Source organism: Agrococcus carbonis (genome assembly GCF_900104705.1).
In the GTDB taxonomy this organism is placed as follows: Bacteria; Actinomycetota; Actinomycetes; order Actinomycetales; family Microbacteriaceae; genus Agrococcus; species Agrococcus carbonis.
This window is the reverse complement of sequence record NZ_LT629734.1, coordinates 689,538-704,641: the sequence shown is the minus strand read 5'-3', so window position 1 is coordinate 704,641 and position 15,104 is coordinate 689,538. Positions and strand designations below refer to the sequence as shown.

Here is a 15,104-nt window from a genome sequence, read left to right as displayed (position 1 = left end):
GTCCGAGGCTGCTTGCGCCCAGTGTGCCGCCGCCGTCGCCACCCGGCAATGTGCGACCCGCGGCCGACCGCGAGGCGGTGTCTTGTCCGGTCCCCCGTCGAGGCGCATGCTGCCCGCGGAGGTGGAACGATGGGCGGCTTCAACCAGGGTTTCAGCAGCTTCGCCGTGCCGGATCTGGCGGCGGCGAAGACGTTCTACGGCGACACGCTCGGCCTCGAGGTGCGCGAGGAGGAAGGGTGGCTCGACCTCACGCTCCCGGGCGGGGCGCGGGTGATGGTCTACCCCAAGGAGGATCACCAGCCGGCGGTGTTCACGGTGCTGAACTTCGCCGTGGACGACGTGCACGCGGCAGTCGACGAGTATTCGGCCAAGGGGCTCGAGTGGCAGCGCTACGAGGGGTTCCAGCACGACGAGAAGGGCGTCGTCTCCGATCCGGAGTTCGGCCCCGACATCGCCTGGACGACGGACCCGGCGGGCAACATCATCGCGTTCATGCAGCTCGACGGCCTGTAGCGCCGGGCGCGGCTCGGCTCACACGGGAGGCGCGGCCTCGTCGAGCGCCGCGAGGCGGTCGGCCGCGCGCGCAGCGCGCTCCGCGGTCGACAGCTCCCACCACGCGGTGCCGCGCTCGCCGAGCCCCTCCTTCGCGAGCTGCACGCGCTCGCGGGCCGCGGCGCGCGCCCCGTCGTCGCGTGCGGCGCCCACCGCAGCCCGCGCCCGCCCGAGGTGCGAGCGGAGCCGCGCCACTACCTCCGCGTCGAGCGACGGATCCTCGGCGCGCCAGCGGCGGCCGTCCACGACGATCCACCGGCCGTCCTCCGTGCGCTCCGCCGGGGTCACCGCACGCCCCAGTCGTAGCGCTCGTGCTGCAGCTTCAGGTACATCAGGGTGTCGGTCTGCCGCACGCCCGGCACCGAGCGGATGCGCGTGGAGACGAGCTCGAGCAGGTGGGCGTCGTCGACGCACACGACTTCGGCGAGCACGTCGTAGGAGCCCGCGGTGATGACGACGTAGTCGACCTCCGGCAGCGCCGCGAGTGCCGCGGCGACCACCTCGAGGTCGCCGTCGGCCCGCACGCCGATCATCGCCTGGCGGGCGAAGCCGAGCTGGCCGGGGTCGGTGACGGCGACGATCTGCATCACGCCCGCCTCGGTGAGCCGCTTGACGCGGTTGCGCACCGCGGTCTCCGACAGCCCCACCGCATCCGCGATCGCGGCATACGGCGCCCGCCCGTCGCGCTGCAGCGCCTGGACGATCGCCTTGTCGGTGTCGTCGAGCGTCACAGCCGGGCCCACGCCTCCGTCAGCACGCTGCGCAGGATCTGCTCGATCTCGTCGAAGTGCGAGGTGTCGCAGATGAGCGGGGGAGCGAGCTGGATGACGGGGTCGCCCCGGTCGTCGGCGCGGCAGTAGAGGCCGGCGTCGAACAGCGCGGTCGAGAGGAAGCCGCGCAGCAGCCGCTCGCTCTCGTCGTCGTCGAAGGTCTCCTTGGTCGCCTTGTCCTTCACGAGCTCGATGCCGTAGAAGTAGCCGGCGCCGCGCACGTCGCCGACGATCGGCAGGTCGGTGAGCCCGCGCAGCGCCGCGCGGAAGGCGCTCTCGTGCGACTGCACGTGCTCGAGCACGCCCTCCTCCTCGAAGATCTCGAGGTTGCGCAGCCCCACGGCGGTCGCGACCGGGTGCCCGCCGAACGTGTAGCCGTGCGCGAACGACGCCCCGGCCTCCCGGAACGGCGCGTACAGCCGCTCGCTCGCGATCATCGCGCCGAGCGGCGCGTAACCGGATGTGAGGCCCTTCGCGCACGTGATGATGTCGGGCTTGTAGCCGTAGCGCTCGGCGCCGAACATCGTGCCGAGCCGGCCGAACGCGCAGATGACCTCGTCCGAGACGAGCAGCACGTCGTGCCGGTCGCAGATCTCGCGCACCCGCTCGAAGTAGCCCGGCGGCGGCGGGAAGCAGCCGCCCGAGTTCTGCACCGGCTCGAGGAAGACCGCGGCGACCGTCTCGGGGCCCTCCTGCTCGATCGCGACCTCGATCTGGTCGGCCGCCCAGCGCCCGAACGCCTCGGGGTCGTCGCCGTGGATCGGCGCGCGGTAGAGGTTGGTGCTCGGCGCCCGGAACGTCGAGGGCACGAGCGGCTCGAACTGCTGCTTGAGCGACGGCAGGCCCGTGATCGACAGCGCCCCCTGCGTCGTGCCGTGGTAGGCGATCGCCCGGCTGATCACCTTGTGCTTCATCGGCTGCCCGGTGAGGCGGAAGTACTGCTTCGCGAGCTTCCACGCCGACTCGACCGCCTCGCTGCCGCCCGAGGTGAAGAAGACGTGGTCGAGGTCGCCGGGCGCGAGCGCCGCGAGCTTGTCGGCGAGCGCCATGGCGGGCGGATGCGCGTACGACCAGAGCGGGAAGAACGCGAGCGTGGACGCCTGCTCGGCCGCGACCGCTGCGAGGTCGGTGCGGCCGTGGCCGAGCTGGTTGACGAACAGGCCGGCGAGCCCGTCGAGGTAGCGCTTCCCGCGGTCGTCGTAGACGTACGCCCCCTCGCCGCGCACGATGACGGGCGTGCGCCCGGGCTCGGCCATGCGGCTGAAGTGCAGCCAGAGGTGGTCATCGGGCTCGGTCACGGTGCGTCCTCCTCGACAAGCGAACCGGGAGCGGATGCCGTGGGCAGTCGCCCAAGGCGGTGCGGCATCCGTCGCCATATGCCCTCCAGGCTACTGATTCCGCCGTGCATCCACTAGAGTCGGGCCACCGCGTCGGTCACCGAGGATCCGCGACCGCTGTGCTCGCGCCGACGCCCGAGAGGAGCCCGCCATGCGCATCCTGCTGATCGGCGCCGGCGGCGTCGGGGGCGCCTTCGCCGCGATCGCCGCCCGTCGCGACTTCTTCGAGGCGATCGTGATCGCCGACTACGACGAGGCCCGCGCGCGCCGCGCCGCCGAGGCCGACGCCCGCTTCACGGCCGCGCGCGTCGACGCATCCGACCCCGACTCGGTCGCGGCGCTCGCCCGCGAGCACGGCATCACGCACGTGATGAACGCCGTCGACCCGCGCTTCGTGCTGCCGATCTTCGACGGCGCGCTCGCCGCCGGCGCCGACTACCTCGACATGGCGATGAGCCTGTCGCGGCGGCACGAGGCCGAGCCCTACGCGAAGGTCGGCGTGAAGCTCGGCGACGAGCAGTTCGCGAAGGCGGCCGAGTGGGAGGCCGCGGGCCGGCTCGCGCTCGTGGGGATGGGCGTCGAGCCGGGGATGTCGGACGTCTTCGCGCGCTACGCCGCCGACGAGCTCTTCTCGTCGATCAGCGAGATCGGCGTGCGCGACGGCGCGAACCTCGCCGTGCACGACGTCGACGGCAACGAGATCTTCGCGCCCTCGTTCTCGATCTGGACGACGATCGAGGAGTGCCTCAACCCTCCCGTCATCTGGGAGCGCCGGCGCGAGGCCGTCGACGGCGGCTGGTTCACGACCGAGCCGTTCAGCGAGCCCGAGGTCTTCGACTTCCCCGAGGGCATCGGCCCGGTCGAGTGCGTCAACGTCGAGCACGAGGAGGTGCTGCTCGTGCCGCGCTGGATCGACTGCGAGCGCGTCACCTTCAAGTACGGCCTCGGCGCCGAATTCATCGGCGTGCTGCAGACCCTCCACCGGCTGGGGCTCGACCGCACCGACAAGGTGCGGGTCGGCGGCGTCGAGGTGAGCCCGCGCGACGTGGTCGCCGCGTGCTTGCCCGACCCGGCATCCATCGGTCCCGTCATGACCGGCAAGACGTGCGCGGGCGTCTGGGTGCGGGGCACGGGCCGCGACGGCGAGCCGCGCTCGACGTACCTCTACCACGTGGTCGACAACGCCTGGGCGATGGCCGAGTACGGCCACCAGTGCGTCGTGTGGCAGACGGCGATCAACCCCGTCATCGCGCTCGAGCTGCTCGCGACGGGCGCCTGGGCGGGCAGCGGCGTGCTCGGGCCGGAGGCGATGCCGGCCCAGCCCTTCCTCGACAAGCTCGTCGAGTACGGCAGCCCGTGGGGGCTGATGGAGGTGCCGGAGCGCTGACGGGCCCGGGTCCGCGGCGCGCCCTCAGACGACCCGGATCCGCTCGGTGACGAGATCGCCGTGCCGGCGCACGAGACCGAGGCGATCGGCGACGGGGGCGGATGCGGTGCGCCGCCCCGTCGTCCACGGCCACGTCATGGCAGCCCACACCGCGAGCACGAGCACGAGCTCCCACAGGATGGAGACCGGCCAGGGCCCGAGCAGGTCGAGCATCGACGGCACACCGGGGTCGCGGCTGAGGTAGCCGTAGTTGGCGCCGGTGACGGCGTTGCCCGCGATCGCGACGCTCGCCCAGCCCGCGGTGAGCGCGAGCACCGTGCCGTAGCCGGCCCACGTCGGCCGGTAGCCGAGGCCCCACACGAGCACGATCGGCGCGACGAGCGCGGCGATGTGCAGCACCCAGAACATCGTGAACTCGAGCCCGGGCGCGTAGTGGTAGCCGAGGTCGGGCGAGACGAAGGCCTGGAGGTTGAGCGTCAGCCCCCAGAAGTACGACACCGCGATCGCCCAGCCCGACTTCGCGATGAGCGCGACGGCGGTCACGACCCGCAGCACGTCGGTGAAGTGCAGCGGCAGCGACTCCTCGATGTGCCAGTAGGCCGGCAGCATCCACCACGCCGTCCACAGGAGCGTCACGACGAGGAGCGCCCAGCCGGCCCGCGCGAGCCAGCGCTCGACCGCCTTCACGTCGCGCGCGCGGCGCACCGCGGCGAGCGCGAGGGCAGTGATGGCCACGGTCGCGATGAGCACGGCGATGTGCTCGGCGCCGAACGGCGCCATGCGCGCCACAGGCTCGTGCGCGAGGAACATTCTTGCAGTGTAGGCAAGACGCCTCAGGTGAGCAAGGTTCAGCTCTCGACGCCGAGCGGGAGCGTCGCGACGACCTCGTGCAAGGGTCGGCGACCCCTCCCGAGCAGCTGGGAGCCGATGAGCGCGACCTCGGTCACCTCCCACTCGGCGGAGCGGTAGGTGTCGAGCACCCGCACCCATCGCAGGCCGCTGCGGCTCCGCGGCGGTCGCGCGAGCGTGAGGTGCGGCACGAACCGCTGGCCCTCGACCGCCGCGCCCGCGTCGTTCGCGGCGCCGCGCACGCGCCGAGCGAGCCGCTCGAGGTCGGCCCGCCCTCGGTGGACGCCGAGCCACAGCACCGCGGGGCGATCCGGATGCGGGAAGGCGCCCGCGCCCCCGAGCCGGCACCGGAAGGGGGTCAGGTCGGCGACCGCGGCGCGCAACCGCTCCTCGAGCGGCTCGACGATGCGCTCGGGCACGTCCGGGAGGAACGCGAGCGTGAGGTGCAGCCGCTCCGCGGGCGTCCAGCGCAGCCCCTCGCGCGGCTCGAGGAACGCAGCGAGGTCGTCGCGCACCGATGCGGGCGGCACGACCGCCACGAACATCCGCCGTCCCATGCCGCCACGGTAGCCCCGCAGCAGGGAGCGCGCGCCGGGGGAGCGGCACGTATCGTGAGCGCATGAGCGAGCTCCGCATCCGCACCACGATCGAGCAGCGCGGGCCGGCCGCGGCGATCGTGCTGACCGACGAGCAGGTCGCGAGCCTCGGGCCCGCGAAGGCTCCGCCCGTGACGCTCACGATCGGCGACGCGACCGTGCGCGTGCGGATCGGCCGCATGGGCGGCGAGAACCTCGTGGGCCTCAGCAAGGAGCGCCGCGAGGCGCTCGGCGTCGCCGCGGGCGACGAGGTCGATGCGGTCATCGCGCTCGACGAGGCGGAGCGGACGATCGAGGTGCCGCCCGAGCTCGAGGCCGCGCTCGCGGAGGATCCGGCGGCCAAGGCGGCGTTCGACGCGCTCGCGCCGTCGCGCCGCAAGGAGCTCGCGCGCTCGATCGCCGACGCGAAGGGCGCCGACACGCGGCAGCGGCGGCTCGAGAAGGCGCTCGACGCGCTGCGGCAGTCGGCGGCCGACGGACGCTCAGCCGCCCGTGAGCTGCCGCCGCATCAGCACGCGCGGGAAGCCGCCCGCGACCGCCTCGGTCGCCGCAGCGAGTGGCGGGAGGCAGCCTCGAGCGCGGCGGCGCACGCCACGTCCCGGCCCCGGCGCCCGGCCTCGCCGCGCCGCGTGAGCCGTCGTAGCCTGCCGGCATGGCGATCGTGATCCGGCGGGCGTACGACGAGCCCCGCGACGACGACGGGCTGCGGGTGCTCGTCGACCGGCTGTGGCCGCGCGGCCTGCGGAAGGACGGCGCGGCCATCGACGCATGGCCGAAGGACGCCGCTCCGTCGACCGAGCTGCGGCACTGGTTCCACGAGCACGGCGACTTCGCCGCGTTCGCCGAGCGCTACCGCGACGAGCTCGAGGCCGGGGAGGCGGGCGCGGCGCTCGCGGCGGCCCTCGCGCCGCACGAGCACGTCACCTTCCTCACGGCGCTCCGGGAGGTCGAGCCGAGCCACGCATCCGTCCTCAGGGACTGGATCGCCGCGCGCTGATCAGCGGCGCTCGATGGGGATGTGCCGCAGCCGCGTCGGGACGGATCCGATCCCCACCCGGATCGTCAGCACGCCGTCCTCGTAGACCGCCGTGATGTCGTCGTCGAGCGCGCCCTGGGGCAGCCGGATGTCGCGTGCGAGCGCGCCGTAGCGGAACTCGGTGCGCTGCGGCTCCTTGCGGTCGGGGTGCCGCTCCGCGTGGATGCGCAGCATGCCGTGGTCGACGGTCACGTCGATGTCGCGGGTGGGGTCGAGTCCCGGCAGCTCGGCGTGCACGGTGAACGCGTCGTCGTCGAGGTGCTCCTCGACGCGGATGCCGGGCAGCGGGCTCTTGCCGTCCCAGCCGCCCATGAGGGCGAAGGCGTCGACCCACTCGGTGAAGGGCGGGAAGATCGGATGCTTGCGAGCGGTCTCGGCGGACATGGCGGGCTCCCTCCGGTCGGCATCGGCGCCTGCTCCCGTGTCTACTCCGCTTCCGTCGGCGACTCAATGGCCGGGGCCCACGCGCCGGGGCGGATCGTGGCGGGCGCGGGGCGGATCGTGGCGGCGCCGGGGCGGCCGTGGTTCGATGACGGCATGAGCGAGACCACCGAGACCCGCGTCGTGCAGGCGAGCCGGGTCATCCAGGCCCCGGCCGAGGCGATCTTCGAGCAGATCGCCGACCCGGCGCGGCAGCCGGCGTGGGACGGCAACGACAACCTCGCCGAGGCGGCGCCCGGGCAGCGCGTGCGTGCGGTCGGCGACGTCTTCTCGATGACGCTGACGGGCGACGGCGCGGTGCGCGAGAACCACGTGGTCGAGTTCGAGGAGGGCCGGCGCATCGCCTGGAAGCCCGCGACGGCCGGTCAGGCACCTGCGGGGCACCTGTGGCGATGGGAGCTCGAGCCCGCGGGCTCCGGCACCCGCGTGACGCACACCTACGACTGGAGCGAGCTGCACGACGAGCACCGGCTCGCGCGCGCCCGCCGCACGACCTCCGACAACCTGCTCGCCTCGATCGAGCGGCTGCAGGCGCTCGTCGAGGGCTGAGGCCGCCCCCGCCGCAGCGGCGTCGCGGGCGGATCGGAGGTGCGCCGCCCCGGCGGATCTGCGCGCCCGCGGGCGGCGAGGCGGTAGCATTGGGGCAGGCGACAGCTCGCCGGTCACTGCGGGTGCCGCATCGCGGCATCCCGTGCACCAGCCGCCGTCGCCGGCTGCACGAGCCGCCGCGACGCGCGGCAGCCGTCGCAGCGACAGCCCGGGACCCTCTCCTGTGGTCCCGCCTCGAACGGAGGACATGTGGCCGACGCCGCAACCATCGATGCGCTCGAGACCGACGCATCCCCCGAGCAGGACGCATCCGCGACCCCCGCTCGTGAGCGCGACGCGCTCATCCCGCAGCTCGCCCGCGCCGTGCGCCAGGTCGAGGCGGGCGTCAAGCGGGGCGCCGCCTCGCGCTCGACCCGCGTGAAGCTGCAGGTCGTGGCGATGCTCGCCCGCGAGGAGCGCGCGCGGGTCAAGGCCGACAGCGGCCTCACCGACGCCCAGCGCGCCGAGGAGCTCAAGCGCCTCGACGGCATCGCCGTCATCCTCGCGAAGGCCGCGAGCCGCGAGCCCACGCTCCTGCCCCTGCTCGGCGAGGGCGCGCCCATCACCGACGCCGTCAAGGAGCGCAAGCGCGAGATGCTGCTCGCCGCCGGCATCGAGCCCGAGCCCGAGGCGCAGCCCGAGCCCGAGCCCGAGTCGCTCGAGCCGCAGGCGCCGCAGGTCGTGCCGCAGTCGGTGCGGCGCGTGCAGCTCGCGAACCCCTTCCTCGAGCCCGACCTGAGCCACGTGCGCCGCAAGCCATCGCGCGACCGGCTGGCCGGGTTCGACCTGCTCTCGCCGCTCTACCTCTCGTTCGAGGTCGCGGCCGACGGCAAGCCGGCGTGCATGCCGCTGCCCGAGCCCAAGCAGCACCTCGCGCCGGGCGGCAAGGAGCTCATGCACCACCAGGCGCAGCTCGTGCAGGCCGCGCGCGACGGCCACCGCACGTTCCTGCTCGCCGACGAGCCGGGCCTCGGCAAGACCGCGCAGGCGCTGCTCGCGGCGCAGGCGGCGGATGCGTTCCCGCTGCTCGTCGTGGCGCCGAGCGTCGTGAAGATCAACTGGGCGCGCGAGACCGAGCGCTGGATCCCCGGCCGCCGCGCCGCGGTCGTCCAGGGCGACGGCGACACGCTCGACGCCTTCGCCGACGTCGTGGTCGTGAACTACGAGGTGCTCGACCGCCACATCGGCTGGCTCGAGCGCTTCGGCTTCCGCGGCATGGTCGTCGACGAGGCGCACTTCATCAAGAACACCCGCTCGAAGCGCTCGCGCCACGTGCTGCAGATCGCAGCGGCCATGCGCGAGCGCGTCGGCAACCCGCTGCTCATGGCGCTCACCGGCACGCCGCTCATCAACGACATCGAGGACTTCGGCGCGATCTGGCGGTTCCTCGGCTGGATCGACCACAAGGAGCCGAACGCCGAGCTCACCGACGACCTCGAGCACATCGGCCTGACGCCGATGGATCGCGGCTTCTACCCGGCCGCGCGCCGGGCCGTGATCGACATGGGCATCGTGCGACGCCGCAAGATCGACGTCGCGAGCGACATCCCCGCCCGCCGCATCGCCGACATCCCGGTCGAGCTCGACGAAGCCGAGGTGCGGTCGATCCGCGCGGCCGAGCGCGAGCTGGTCGAGCGCATGCTGCGCCGCTACGACGCGGCGATCGCGCAGCGCACGGCAGACGCCGACGACGTCATCGACGACGAGCTCGTGCGGCGCATCGCGCGCGGCGAGGTCGAGACGCAGGAGGGGTCGTCGGGCGAGAACGTCTTCGCGCTCGCCCGCCGCATCGGTCGCGCCAAGGCCGACCTCGCCGCCGACTACGCGGGCCAGCTCGCCCACTCGGTCGGGAAGGTCGTGTTCTTCGCCAAGCACGTCGACGTGCTCGACACCGCGGAGGCGACGCTCGCGAAGGCCGGCATCAAGACGGTCTCGATCCGCGGCGACCAGACCCCGACGCAGCGCCAGGCCGCGATCGACGCGTTCACGAACGACGAGTCGGTGCAGGTCATCGTCTGCTCGCTGCTCGCGGCGGGCGTCGGCGTCAACCTGCAGGCGGCCGCCGACATGGTGCTCGCCGAGCTCTCGTGGACGGACGCCGAGCAGACGCAGGCGATCGACCGCATCCACCGCATCGGCCAGTCGATGCCGGTGACCGTGTGGCGCATCCTGGCCGCGCAGACGATCGACACGCGCATCGCCGAGCTGCTCGACACGAAGGCGGGCCTCGTCGGCCGCGCGATCGACGGCGCGGCGGGCGACGAGCCGACGAGCGGCGACCTGCGGCTCGAAGCCGTCGCGGGCATGCTGCACGACGCGATCGCCGCGCGGCGCGCGCGGGCGTAGGCGGGTCGGCGACGGTGCCCGACGCGCTGTTCGCCGACGCGCGCCTCGCCGACGTCTACGACGCGCTCGACCCCGACCGCAGCGACCTCGAGGTCTACGAGCGGCTCGTCGTCGACGAGCTCGGCGCGCGGTCGGCGCTCGACATCGGGTGCGGCACGGGCACGTTCGCGATCATGCTCGCCGGCCGCGGCCTCGACGTCGTCGGCGTCGACCCGGCCGAGGCCTCGGTCGCGGTGGCGCGCGGCAAGCCCGGCGCAGGGCGGGTGGCGTGGCACGTGGGCACGGCGGATGCGCTGCCCCCGATGGCGGTGGACGTCGCGACGATGACCGCGAACGTCGCGCAGGTCTTCGTCGACGATGCGGCATGGCACGAGGTGCTCGGCGCGGCGTGCGAGCGGCTGCGGCCAGGCGGCGCGCTCGTCTTCGAGTCGCGACGCCCCGAGCGGCGGGCGTGGCTCGAGTGGACGCCCGAGGGCAGTCGCCAGGTCGTCGACGTGCCGCACGAAGGCCCAGTCGAGGACTGGGTCGAGGTGACCGACGTCGTCGAGGCGGACGACGGGGGAGCGGTCGTGACGTTCGACTCGCCGACGGTCTTCCACCGCGACGGCGTGCGCATCGACTCGACGTCGACGCTGCGGTTCCGCACGCGGGAGGCGATCGAGGCGTCGATCGCCGCAGCGGGCCTCGACCTCGTCGACGTGCGTGATGCGCCCGACCGGCCGGGCCGCGAGTGGGTCTACGTGGCCCGCCGGCCGAGCCCCTAGGACGCGGCGCGCGGCGCAGCGCGCGATGCCCCCGATCCCGTCGGTCGAGGAGCGCGCGGCGCAGCCGCTCGCGTCACGAGACCAGAGGGAGCGAGCCGTCGGCTGCGGCCTCGTGACGGCAGCGGCGCTGCGCACCGCGGCCTCCTCGACCTACGAGGGTCGGTCGAGGAGCGCGCGGCGCAGCCGGCGATGCGTCCCCTCCCGTCGGTCGAGGAGCGCGCGGCGCAGCCGCTCGCGTCACGAGACCAGAGGGAGCGATTCGTCGGCTCCGGTCTCGTGACGGCAGCGGCCCTGCGGGCCGCGGCCTCCTCGACCTACGGACTTGGCTCCGGCCTCATCGACCTCCGGCCTCATCGACCTGCGGCCTCCCTGCTACTCGGCGACCGGCGCCGCCTCCTCGAGCGCGAGCTCGCGCGCCCGGTCGAGGGCCTGCGTGAAGACCTCCGCGGGCTGCGCGCCCGAGAGGCCGAGCCGCATGTCGAACACGAAGAACGGCACGCCCGTGACGCCGATCTGCCGCGCCTGCGCGATGTCCTCGCGCACGGCCGGCAGGTGGCGCTCGTCGGCGAGCGCCTCGCGGATCTCCTTCGCGGCGAGCCCTGCGCGGGCGCCGATCGTGACGAGCGCGTCGACGTCGCCGATGTCGACGCCCTGCTCGAAGTGGGCCGACAGCAGCGCGTCCTTGACCGCATCCGCGAGCCCGTGCGCCTTCGCGAGGTGCAGCAGCTGGTGCGCGCGGAGGCTGTTGGCGACCACGAGGCGGTCGAAGTCGTAGCGCAGCCCCTCGCCGGCGGCCTGCTCGGTGACGTGCGTGAGCATCTGCTGCACCTGGGCCACCGGCATGCCCTTGACGTTGGCGAGGTAGTCGACCTCGGTGCCGTCGTAGTGCTCGGGCAGGCTCGGGTCGAGCTGGAACGAGTGCCAGGTCACCTGCACCTCGTCCCGGTGCTCCCAGGCGCCGAGCGCCGTCTCGAACCGGCGCTTGCCGATGAAGCACCACGGGCAGGCCACGTCGGACCAGATGTCGATCTGCATGCTGGAGGCCAACGCACGATCGTCGAGGAAGATTCCGGATGCGCTCTGCCGTCTCGCGGGCAGCGGCGCGGTGGGCGCGCGGGCGGCTCAGGCGTCGTCGCGCAGCGGCCAGGTGATGAGCGTGCGGGCCGCTGATGCGTCGCCCTCGGGCGACGGCTCCGTGAGGTACGTCTCCCACATCATCGGCCCGAGCTCGAGGCTCCTCTCGCCCGCCCACCGCACCATCCGGTCGTAGGACCGGGTCATCGAGTCGTAGGAGCCGACGTGCGTGAGCTGCAGCGCCCGCCCTCCCGGGAGGTGCTCGGGGGCGACGCCACCGGCAGGGACGGCCTCCCGCGCAGTGGGGAACCCGACGCTGACGTCGACCCGGTCGGTCGGCATCGACCAGTAGACGCCGACCGGCGGCCCGGCCGGCGCAAGGCCTTGGCTCTGCAGCACGCGCATGAGTGTGCCGAACGCCCGGTCGAAGAACGCGGTGATCTCGGCCATGGGCACCGTCTCGCGGATCGCCGCGATCGTCGTGCGCTCGAGCTCGACGATCTCGGGTGCGCCCTCGGTGACCATGATCAGCGGGGCAGCTCGTCGATGAGCGCGTCGGCCTCCGGGTCGTCCCAGTCGTCGAGGTCGTAGTCATCGTCGGATGCGACGACGGCGGGGGCGGTCGTCTCGCCGTCGTCGTCGGCGTCGTCGTCGCCCAGCCATGCGTCGGCGGCGTCCTCGAGGTCGTCGTCCTCGTCGTCGTCGAGGTCGTCCTCGTCGCGGTCGGCGTCCTCGGCGAGCTCGTCGCGCAGCCACTGCGCGAGCGTGCCGTCGGCCTCGGCCTCGGCCATCGCCTCGACGTTCTCCTCGTCGAGCAGCAGGATCGCTGAGACGTGCTCGCCGTCGCGGCCGACGATCGTGTCGTCGTCGCCGTCCTCGCCGGGCACGCGCTCGACCGAGTCGTGCCAGCCGGCCATCAGATCCTCGACCTGCGCGGCCAGCCGGTCGCGCTCCTCGTGCCATGCGGTCATCGCGTCCTCCTCACGCATCCGGTGCGCTCCCAGTCTGCACCCGGCGGAGGCGACGCGCCTGCAGCAGGTAGTCGATCCCGGCGATCACGTGGAGACCGACGCCGACGAGCATGAGCGTCATACCGACGGGCGTCGCGGCGGGGAGGACGGTGTGGCCCAGCAGGATGACGACGATCGCGGTCAGGAGCACCGCCGTGCGCGTCTTGCCGAGCCACGACACGTGGATGCTGCCGTCGCGCGCAGCCCTCCCCGCGAAGAGCACCGAGAGCACGTCGATGCCCGCGATCACCGCGAGGATCCACCAGTCGAGCGCGCCCGCGAGCGCGAGCGCGAGCGTCACGCCGATGACGCCGATGCGGTCGGCGATCGGATCCAGCACCTCGCCGATCCGGGACGACTGGTCGAGCGCGCGCGCGAGCACGCCGTCGATCCAGTCGGTCGACGCCCAGATGCCCAGCAGCACGACCGGCAGCCACGAGCCGGGGGTGCCCGCCACGATGAGCCAGCACACCGGCACCAGCAGCAGCAGGCGCGCGAGCGTGATCGCGTTCGGCAGCGTCACGACCCGCGTGAAGTACGGGTCGGCCGGATCGCGATCCCTGGCCGAGATGAGGCGCATGCCCTCTTGATAGCACAGCGCCCGAGGCGGCACAGGGCCGCGGCAGCGCCGCGCGCGGCGGCCGGTCAGACGAGCCGCGCCCCCCACCGGCGGGTCGCGAAGCCCACCGCGATCCCGACGAGCGCGCCGACGATCGACTCCACGAGGCGGTCGACGACGAGCTGCTCGACGGGCACGGGGCTCGACAGGTGCACGGCGAGCAGCGCGAGCGGCGTGACGAACATCATGGCGATGCCGTAGTTGCGGCCCACGAGCAGCTCGGTGCCGAACGCGACGAGCGCGATCATGAGGACGAGCACGAGGTCGCTCGGCCGCGTCACGAGGATCGCGGCCGCGAGCAGCACGCCGACGGTCGTGCCCACGATGCGCTGGGTGCCGCGCGCGAGGCCCGCGACGAAGGTGCCGGTGGAGACGGGCACGACGGCGGAGACCATCGCCCAGTACGGGTGGCCGATGCCGAGGGCGGTCGCGATCGAGCCGGCCAGCAGCACGCTGAGCGCGTAGCGGGCGACGCGGCGCAGCTGCACGCGCCTTCCGGCGGAGAGCCGGTAGTCGCGCTCGACCGGGAGCGACTCGAGCGGCGGCAGCCCGCGCATCCTGCGCCACGCCGTGCCGACCGAGCCCACGAGCACGGCGAAGGCGGCGGATGCGGCAGCGACGCCGGTCGCCAGCCCCGCGTCGGCGAGGGAGATGTCGGGGAGCGAAGCGGAGCCGCTGAAGGCGAACAGCGCGAACAACGGGCCCGGCGGATGCCAGTCCTCGGCGTCGGAGACGATCGAGACGAGGCCGGCGAAGAGCGCGCCGAGGGCGATCATCGGCCACACGGGCGCTGGCAGCGTGGCGACGAGCGAGCCGAGCCCGACGGCTGCCACCATGACCGCTGCCGCGGTCAGCTGCATCATGAGCCGCGTGAGGTGCACGCGATTGCGGCCGTAGAGCGACGCGAAGGCGCCGAACGCAGCCCACGCGCCCCACTCCGGATGCCCGATGGCGACGAGCACGAGGAGCGGCAGGGCCGTGCTGATGCTCGCGCGGATCGCGACCCAGTGGGCGCTGTTGTGCGGGCCGAACGTGAGCAGCGCTTGCATGAACTCGTCGCGCGCGCGGGTCACCGTGCACCCTCCGCCGTCGCCGACAGGCCGAGCCGCACCATCTCGACCACCCGGCGGGACAGCGCGTCGCGCACCGGTGCGTCGAGCGAGCGCAGCGGCCCCTCGACTGTCAGCGTCGCGAAGCCGTGCACGGCCGACCACGCGAGCGCCTCGGCGCCCGCGCGCTGCTCGGCGGTGATCTCGCCGCTCGCTACGAGCGCGTCGAGCGCGCGCTCGAGCTGCTCGTAGGGGGTGCGGCCGGATGCGCCGCGCGCGCCGTCGTGGTGCGCCGCGTCGAGGTCGCGGTGCGCGCGGAACGCGAGCCGGAACAGGCCCGGCTCGGCCCACGCGAACTGCACGTAGGCGATGCCGACGGCGGCGATCGCGCCATCCGCCCACGCGCGCGGATCGCGGGCTGGCACGGCCTCGATCTCGCGCTCCATCGCATCCGCCACCATCGCCTGCGCGCGCAGCGCGAGCGCCGAGATGAGCTCGTCGTGGCCCGCGAAGTGCCGGTAGACGGCCGACGGCGCGACGCCCACGATGCGCGCGAGCTCGCGCACGCTCACCCCTTCGGGGCCGCGCTCCCGGGCGACGTCGAGCCCTGCGTCGAGCAGCGCCCGGCGCAGATCGCCGTGGAAGTAGCCCGCTCGTGTCATCGCCCTTGATCCTACGCTCGCGAC

The 15,104-nt window shown here is 73.6% G+C and carries 19 protein-coding genes; 7 read left to right on the top strand and 12 right to left on the bottom strand.

Going from position 1 to position 15,104, the window contains the following annotated elements; translation table 11 throughout:
• Positions 1-129: 129 nt before the first annotated feature.
• A complete protein-coding gene (locus BLT67_RS03415; RefSeq protein WP_092665726.1) occupies positions 130-513 on the top strand; it encodes a VOC family protein in 384 nt (127 codons plus the stop codon).
• Positions 514-531: 18 nt separating this feature from the next.
• Here BLT67_RS03415 and BLT67_RS03410 read toward each other — a convergent pair whose 3' ends face one another.
• The 3 genes from BLT67_RS03410 to BLT67_RS03400 are packed head-to-tail and all read right to left on the bottom strand — an operon-like array spanning position 532 to position 2,578.
• Positions 532-840, bottom strand: coding sequence for a biopolymer transporter Tol (locus BLT67_RS03410; RefSeq protein ID WP_092665725.1), 309 nt, complete (start codon positions 838-840; stop codon positions 532-534).
• Positions 837-1,283 carry an Lrp/AsnC family transcriptional regulator gene (locus BLT67_RS03405; protein WP_231945565.1) on the bottom strand — a complete coding sequence of 149 codons (447 nt, stop codon included), beginning with the start codon at positions 1,281-1,283 and terminating at the stop codon, positions 837-839. Before BLT67_RS03405 ends, BLT67_RS03410 begins: the two co-directional genes overlap by 4 nt.
• Positions 1,280-2,578 (bottom strand): aspartate aminotransferase family protein, encoded by a 1,299-nt coding sequence (locus tag BLT67_RS03400; protein WP_231945622.1) that lies wholly within the window; start codon positions 2,576-2,578, stop codon positions 1,280-1,282. Before BLT67_RS03400 ends, BLT67_RS03405 begins: the two co-directional genes overlap by 4 nt.
• Positions 2,579-2,810: 232 nt before the next feature.
• On the opposite strand from BLT67_RS03400, the gene BLT67_RS03395 reads away from it, so the two are divergent.
• Positions 2,811-4,046, top strand: coding sequence for a saccharopine dehydrogenase family protein (locus tag BLT67_RS03395; protein ID WP_092665722.1), 1,236 nt, complete (start codon positions 2,811-2,813; stop codon positions 4,044-4,046).
• Between the two features lie 24 nt (positions 4,047-4,070).
• Here BLT67_RS03395 and BLT67_RS03390 read toward each other — a convergent pair whose 3' ends face one another.
• Positions 4,071-4,856, bottom strand: a complete 786-nt coding sequence (locus BLT67_RS03390) for a YwaF family protein (protein WP_231945564.1) — start codon at positions 4,854-4,856, stop codon at positions 4,071-4,073.
• 38 nt (positions 4,857-4,894) lie between these two features.
• The gene (thpR, locus tag BLT67_RS03385; protein WP_092665721.1) at positions 4,895-5,452 is read right to left on the bottom strand and encodes an RNA 2',3'-cyclic phosphodiesterase; all 558 of its coding nucleotides are present in this window, start codon (positions 5,450-5,452) and stop codon (positions 4,895-4,897) included.
• A gap of 62 nt (positions 5,453-5,514) precedes the next feature.
• Here thpR and BLT67_RS03380 point away from each other — a divergent pair, with 62 nt between their 5' ends.
• Positions 5,515-6,156, top strand: a complete 642-nt coding sequence (locus BLT67_RS03380) for a YdeI/OmpD-associated family protein (protein ID WP_092665720.1) — start codon at positions 5,515-5,517, stop codon at positions 6,154-6,156.
• Positions 6,144-6,488, top strand: coding sequence for a DUF488 domain-containing protein (locus BLT67_RS03375; RefSeq protein ID WP_092665719.1), 345 nt, complete (start codon positions 6,144-6,146; stop codon positions 6,486-6,488). The genes BLT67_RS03380 and BLT67_RS03375 overlap by 13 nt, the downstream gene beginning before the upstream one ends.
• Here the strand turns inward: BLT67_RS03375 and BLT67_RS03370 are convergent, their stop codons facing one another.
• Complete coding sequence (locus BLT67_RS03370) at positions 6,489-6,911, bottom strand: Hsp20/alpha crystallin family protein (protein WP_092665718.1); 423 nt, start codon at positions 6,909-6,911, stop codon at positions 6,489-6,491.
• Positions 6,912-7,064: 153 nt separating this feature from the next.
• Between BLT67_RS03370 and BLT67_RS03365 the strand changes: the two genes are divergently transcribed.
• From BLT67_RS03365 to BLT67_RS03355, 3 genes are all read left to right on the top strand, one after another.
• Entirely contained in the window at positions 7,065-7,517 is a 453-nt protein-coding gene (locus BLT67_RS03365) for an SRPBCC family protein (protein ID WP_092665717.1), read from the top strand.
• A 249-nt stretch (positions 7,518-7,766) separates the two neighbouring features.
• The gene (locus BLT67_RS03360; RefSeq protein WP_407922513.1) at positions 7,767-9,902 is read left to right on the top strand and encodes a DEAD/DEAH box helicase; all 2,136 of its coding nucleotides are present in this window, start codon (positions 7,767-7,769) and stop codon (positions 9,900-9,902) included.
• Between the two features lie 14 nt (positions 9,903-9,916).
• The gene (locus BLT67_RS03355) at positions 9,917-10,666 is read left to right on the top strand and encodes a class I SAM-dependent DNA methyltransferase (protein WP_092665716.1); all 750 of its coding nucleotides are present in this window, start codon (positions 9,917-9,919) and stop codon (positions 10,664-10,666) included.
• Between the two features lie 372 nt (positions 10,667-11,038).
• Here the strand turns inward: BLT67_RS03355 and BLT67_RS03350 are convergent, their stop codons facing one another.
• From BLT67_RS03350 to BLT67_RS03325, 6 genes are all read right to left on the bottom strand, one after another.
• Positions 11,039-11,701 (bottom strand): DsbA family oxidoreductase, encoded by a 663-nt coding sequence (locus BLT67_RS03350; RefSeq protein ID WP_092667499.1) that lies wholly within the window; start codon positions 11,699-11,701, stop codon positions 11,039-11,041.
• Between the two features lie 87 nt (positions 11,702-11,788).
• Positions 11,789-12,265: a GyrI-like domain-containing protein gene (locus tag BLT67_RS03345; RefSeq protein WP_092665715.1), complete on the bottom strand. Its 477-nt coding sequence runs from the start codon at positions 12,263-12,265 to the stop codon at positions 11,789-11,791.
• Positions 12,266-12,267: 2 nt separating this feature from the next.
• On the bottom strand, positions 12,268-12,711 hold the full coding sequence (locus BLT67_RS03340; protein WP_092665714.1) for a hypothetical protein: 444 nt from the start codon (positions 12,709-12,711) through the stop codon (positions 12,268-12,270).
• A 10-nt stretch (positions 12,712-12,721) separates the two neighbouring features.
• Positions 12,722-13,330, bottom strand: coding sequence for a CDP-alcohol phosphatidyltransferase family protein (locus BLT67_RS03335; RefSeq protein ID WP_092665713.1), 609 nt, complete (start codon positions 13,328-13,330; stop codon positions 12,722-12,724).
• 65 nt (positions 13,331-13,395) lie between these two features.
• Positions 13,396-14,442 (bottom strand): FUSC family protein, encoded by a 1,047-nt coding sequence (locus tag BLT67_RS03330; protein ID WP_231945563.1) that lies wholly within the window; start codon positions 14,440-14,442, stop codon positions 13,396-13,398.
• Positions 14,439-15,080 (bottom strand): TetR/AcrR family transcriptional regulator, encoded by a 642-nt coding sequence (locus tag BLT67_RS03325; protein ID WP_092665712.1) that lies wholly within the window; start codon positions 15,078-15,080, stop codon positions 14,439-14,441. The genes BLT67_RS03330 and BLT67_RS03325 overlap by 4 nt, the downstream gene beginning before the upstream one ends.
• Positions 15,081-15,104: the final 24 nt, after the last annotated feature.

Excerpts from the sequence above, each read along its gene's own strand:
- BLT67_RS03415 (WP_092665726.1), top strand. The coding sequence starts at position 130 with ATGGGCGGCTTCAACCAGGGTTTCAGCAGCTTCGCCGTGCCGGATCTG.
- BLT67_RS03400 (WP_231945622.1), bottom strand. The coding sequence starts at position 2,578 with ATGGCCGAGCCCGGGCGCACGCCCGTCATCGTGCGCGGCGAGGGGGCG.
- BLT67_RS03395 (WP_092665722.1), top strand. The coding sequence starts at position 2,811 with ATGCGCATCCTGCTGATCGGCGCCGGCGGCGTCGGGGGCGCCTTCGCC.
- BLT67_RS03390 (WP_231945564.1), bottom strand. The coding sequence starts at position 4,856 with ATGTTCCTCGCGCACGAGCCTGTGGCGCGCATGGCGCCGTTCGGCGCC.
- thpR (WP_092665721.1), bottom strand. The coding sequence starts at position 5,452 with ATGGGACGGCGGATGTTCGTGGCGGTCGTGCCGCCCGCATCGGTGCGC.
- BLT67_RS03380 (WP_092665720.1), top strand. The coding sequence starts at position 5,515 with ATGAGCGAGCTCCGCATCCGCACCACGATCGAGCAGCGCGGGCCGGCC.
- BLT67_RS03375 (WP_092665719.1), top strand. The coding sequence starts at position 6,144 with ATGGCGATCGTGATCCGGCGGGCGTACGACGAGCCCCGCGACGACGAC.
- BLT67_RS03370 (WP_092665718.1), bottom strand. The coding sequence starts at position 6,911 with ATGTCCGCCGAGACCGCTCGCAAGCATCCGATCTTCCCGCCCTTCACC.
- BLT67_RS03365 (WP_092665717.1), top strand. The coding sequence starts at position 7,065 with ATGAGCGAGACCACCGAGACCCGCGTCGTGCAGGCGAGCCGGGTCATC.
- BLT67_RS03350 (WP_092667499.1), bottom strand. The coding sequence starts at position 11,701 with ATGCAGATCGACATCTGGTCCGACGTGGCCTGCCCGTGGTGCTTCATC.
- BLT67_RS03345 (WP_092665715.1), bottom strand. The coding sequence starts at position 12,265 with ATGGTCACCGAGGGCGCACCCGAGATCGTCGAGCTCGAGCGCACGACG.
- BLT67_RS03340 (WP_092665714.1), bottom strand. The coding sequence starts at position 12,711 with ATGACCGCATGGCACGAGGAGCGCGACCGGCTGGCCGCGCAGGTCGAG.
- BLT67_RS03335 (WP_092665713.1), bottom strand. The coding sequence starts at position 13,330 with ATGCGCCTCATCTCGGCCAGGGATCGCGATCCGGCCGACCCGTACTTC.
- BLT67_RS03325 (WP_092665712.1), bottom strand. The coding sequence starts at position 15,080 with ATGACACGAGCGGGCTACTTCCACGGCGATCTGCGCCGGGCGCTGCTC.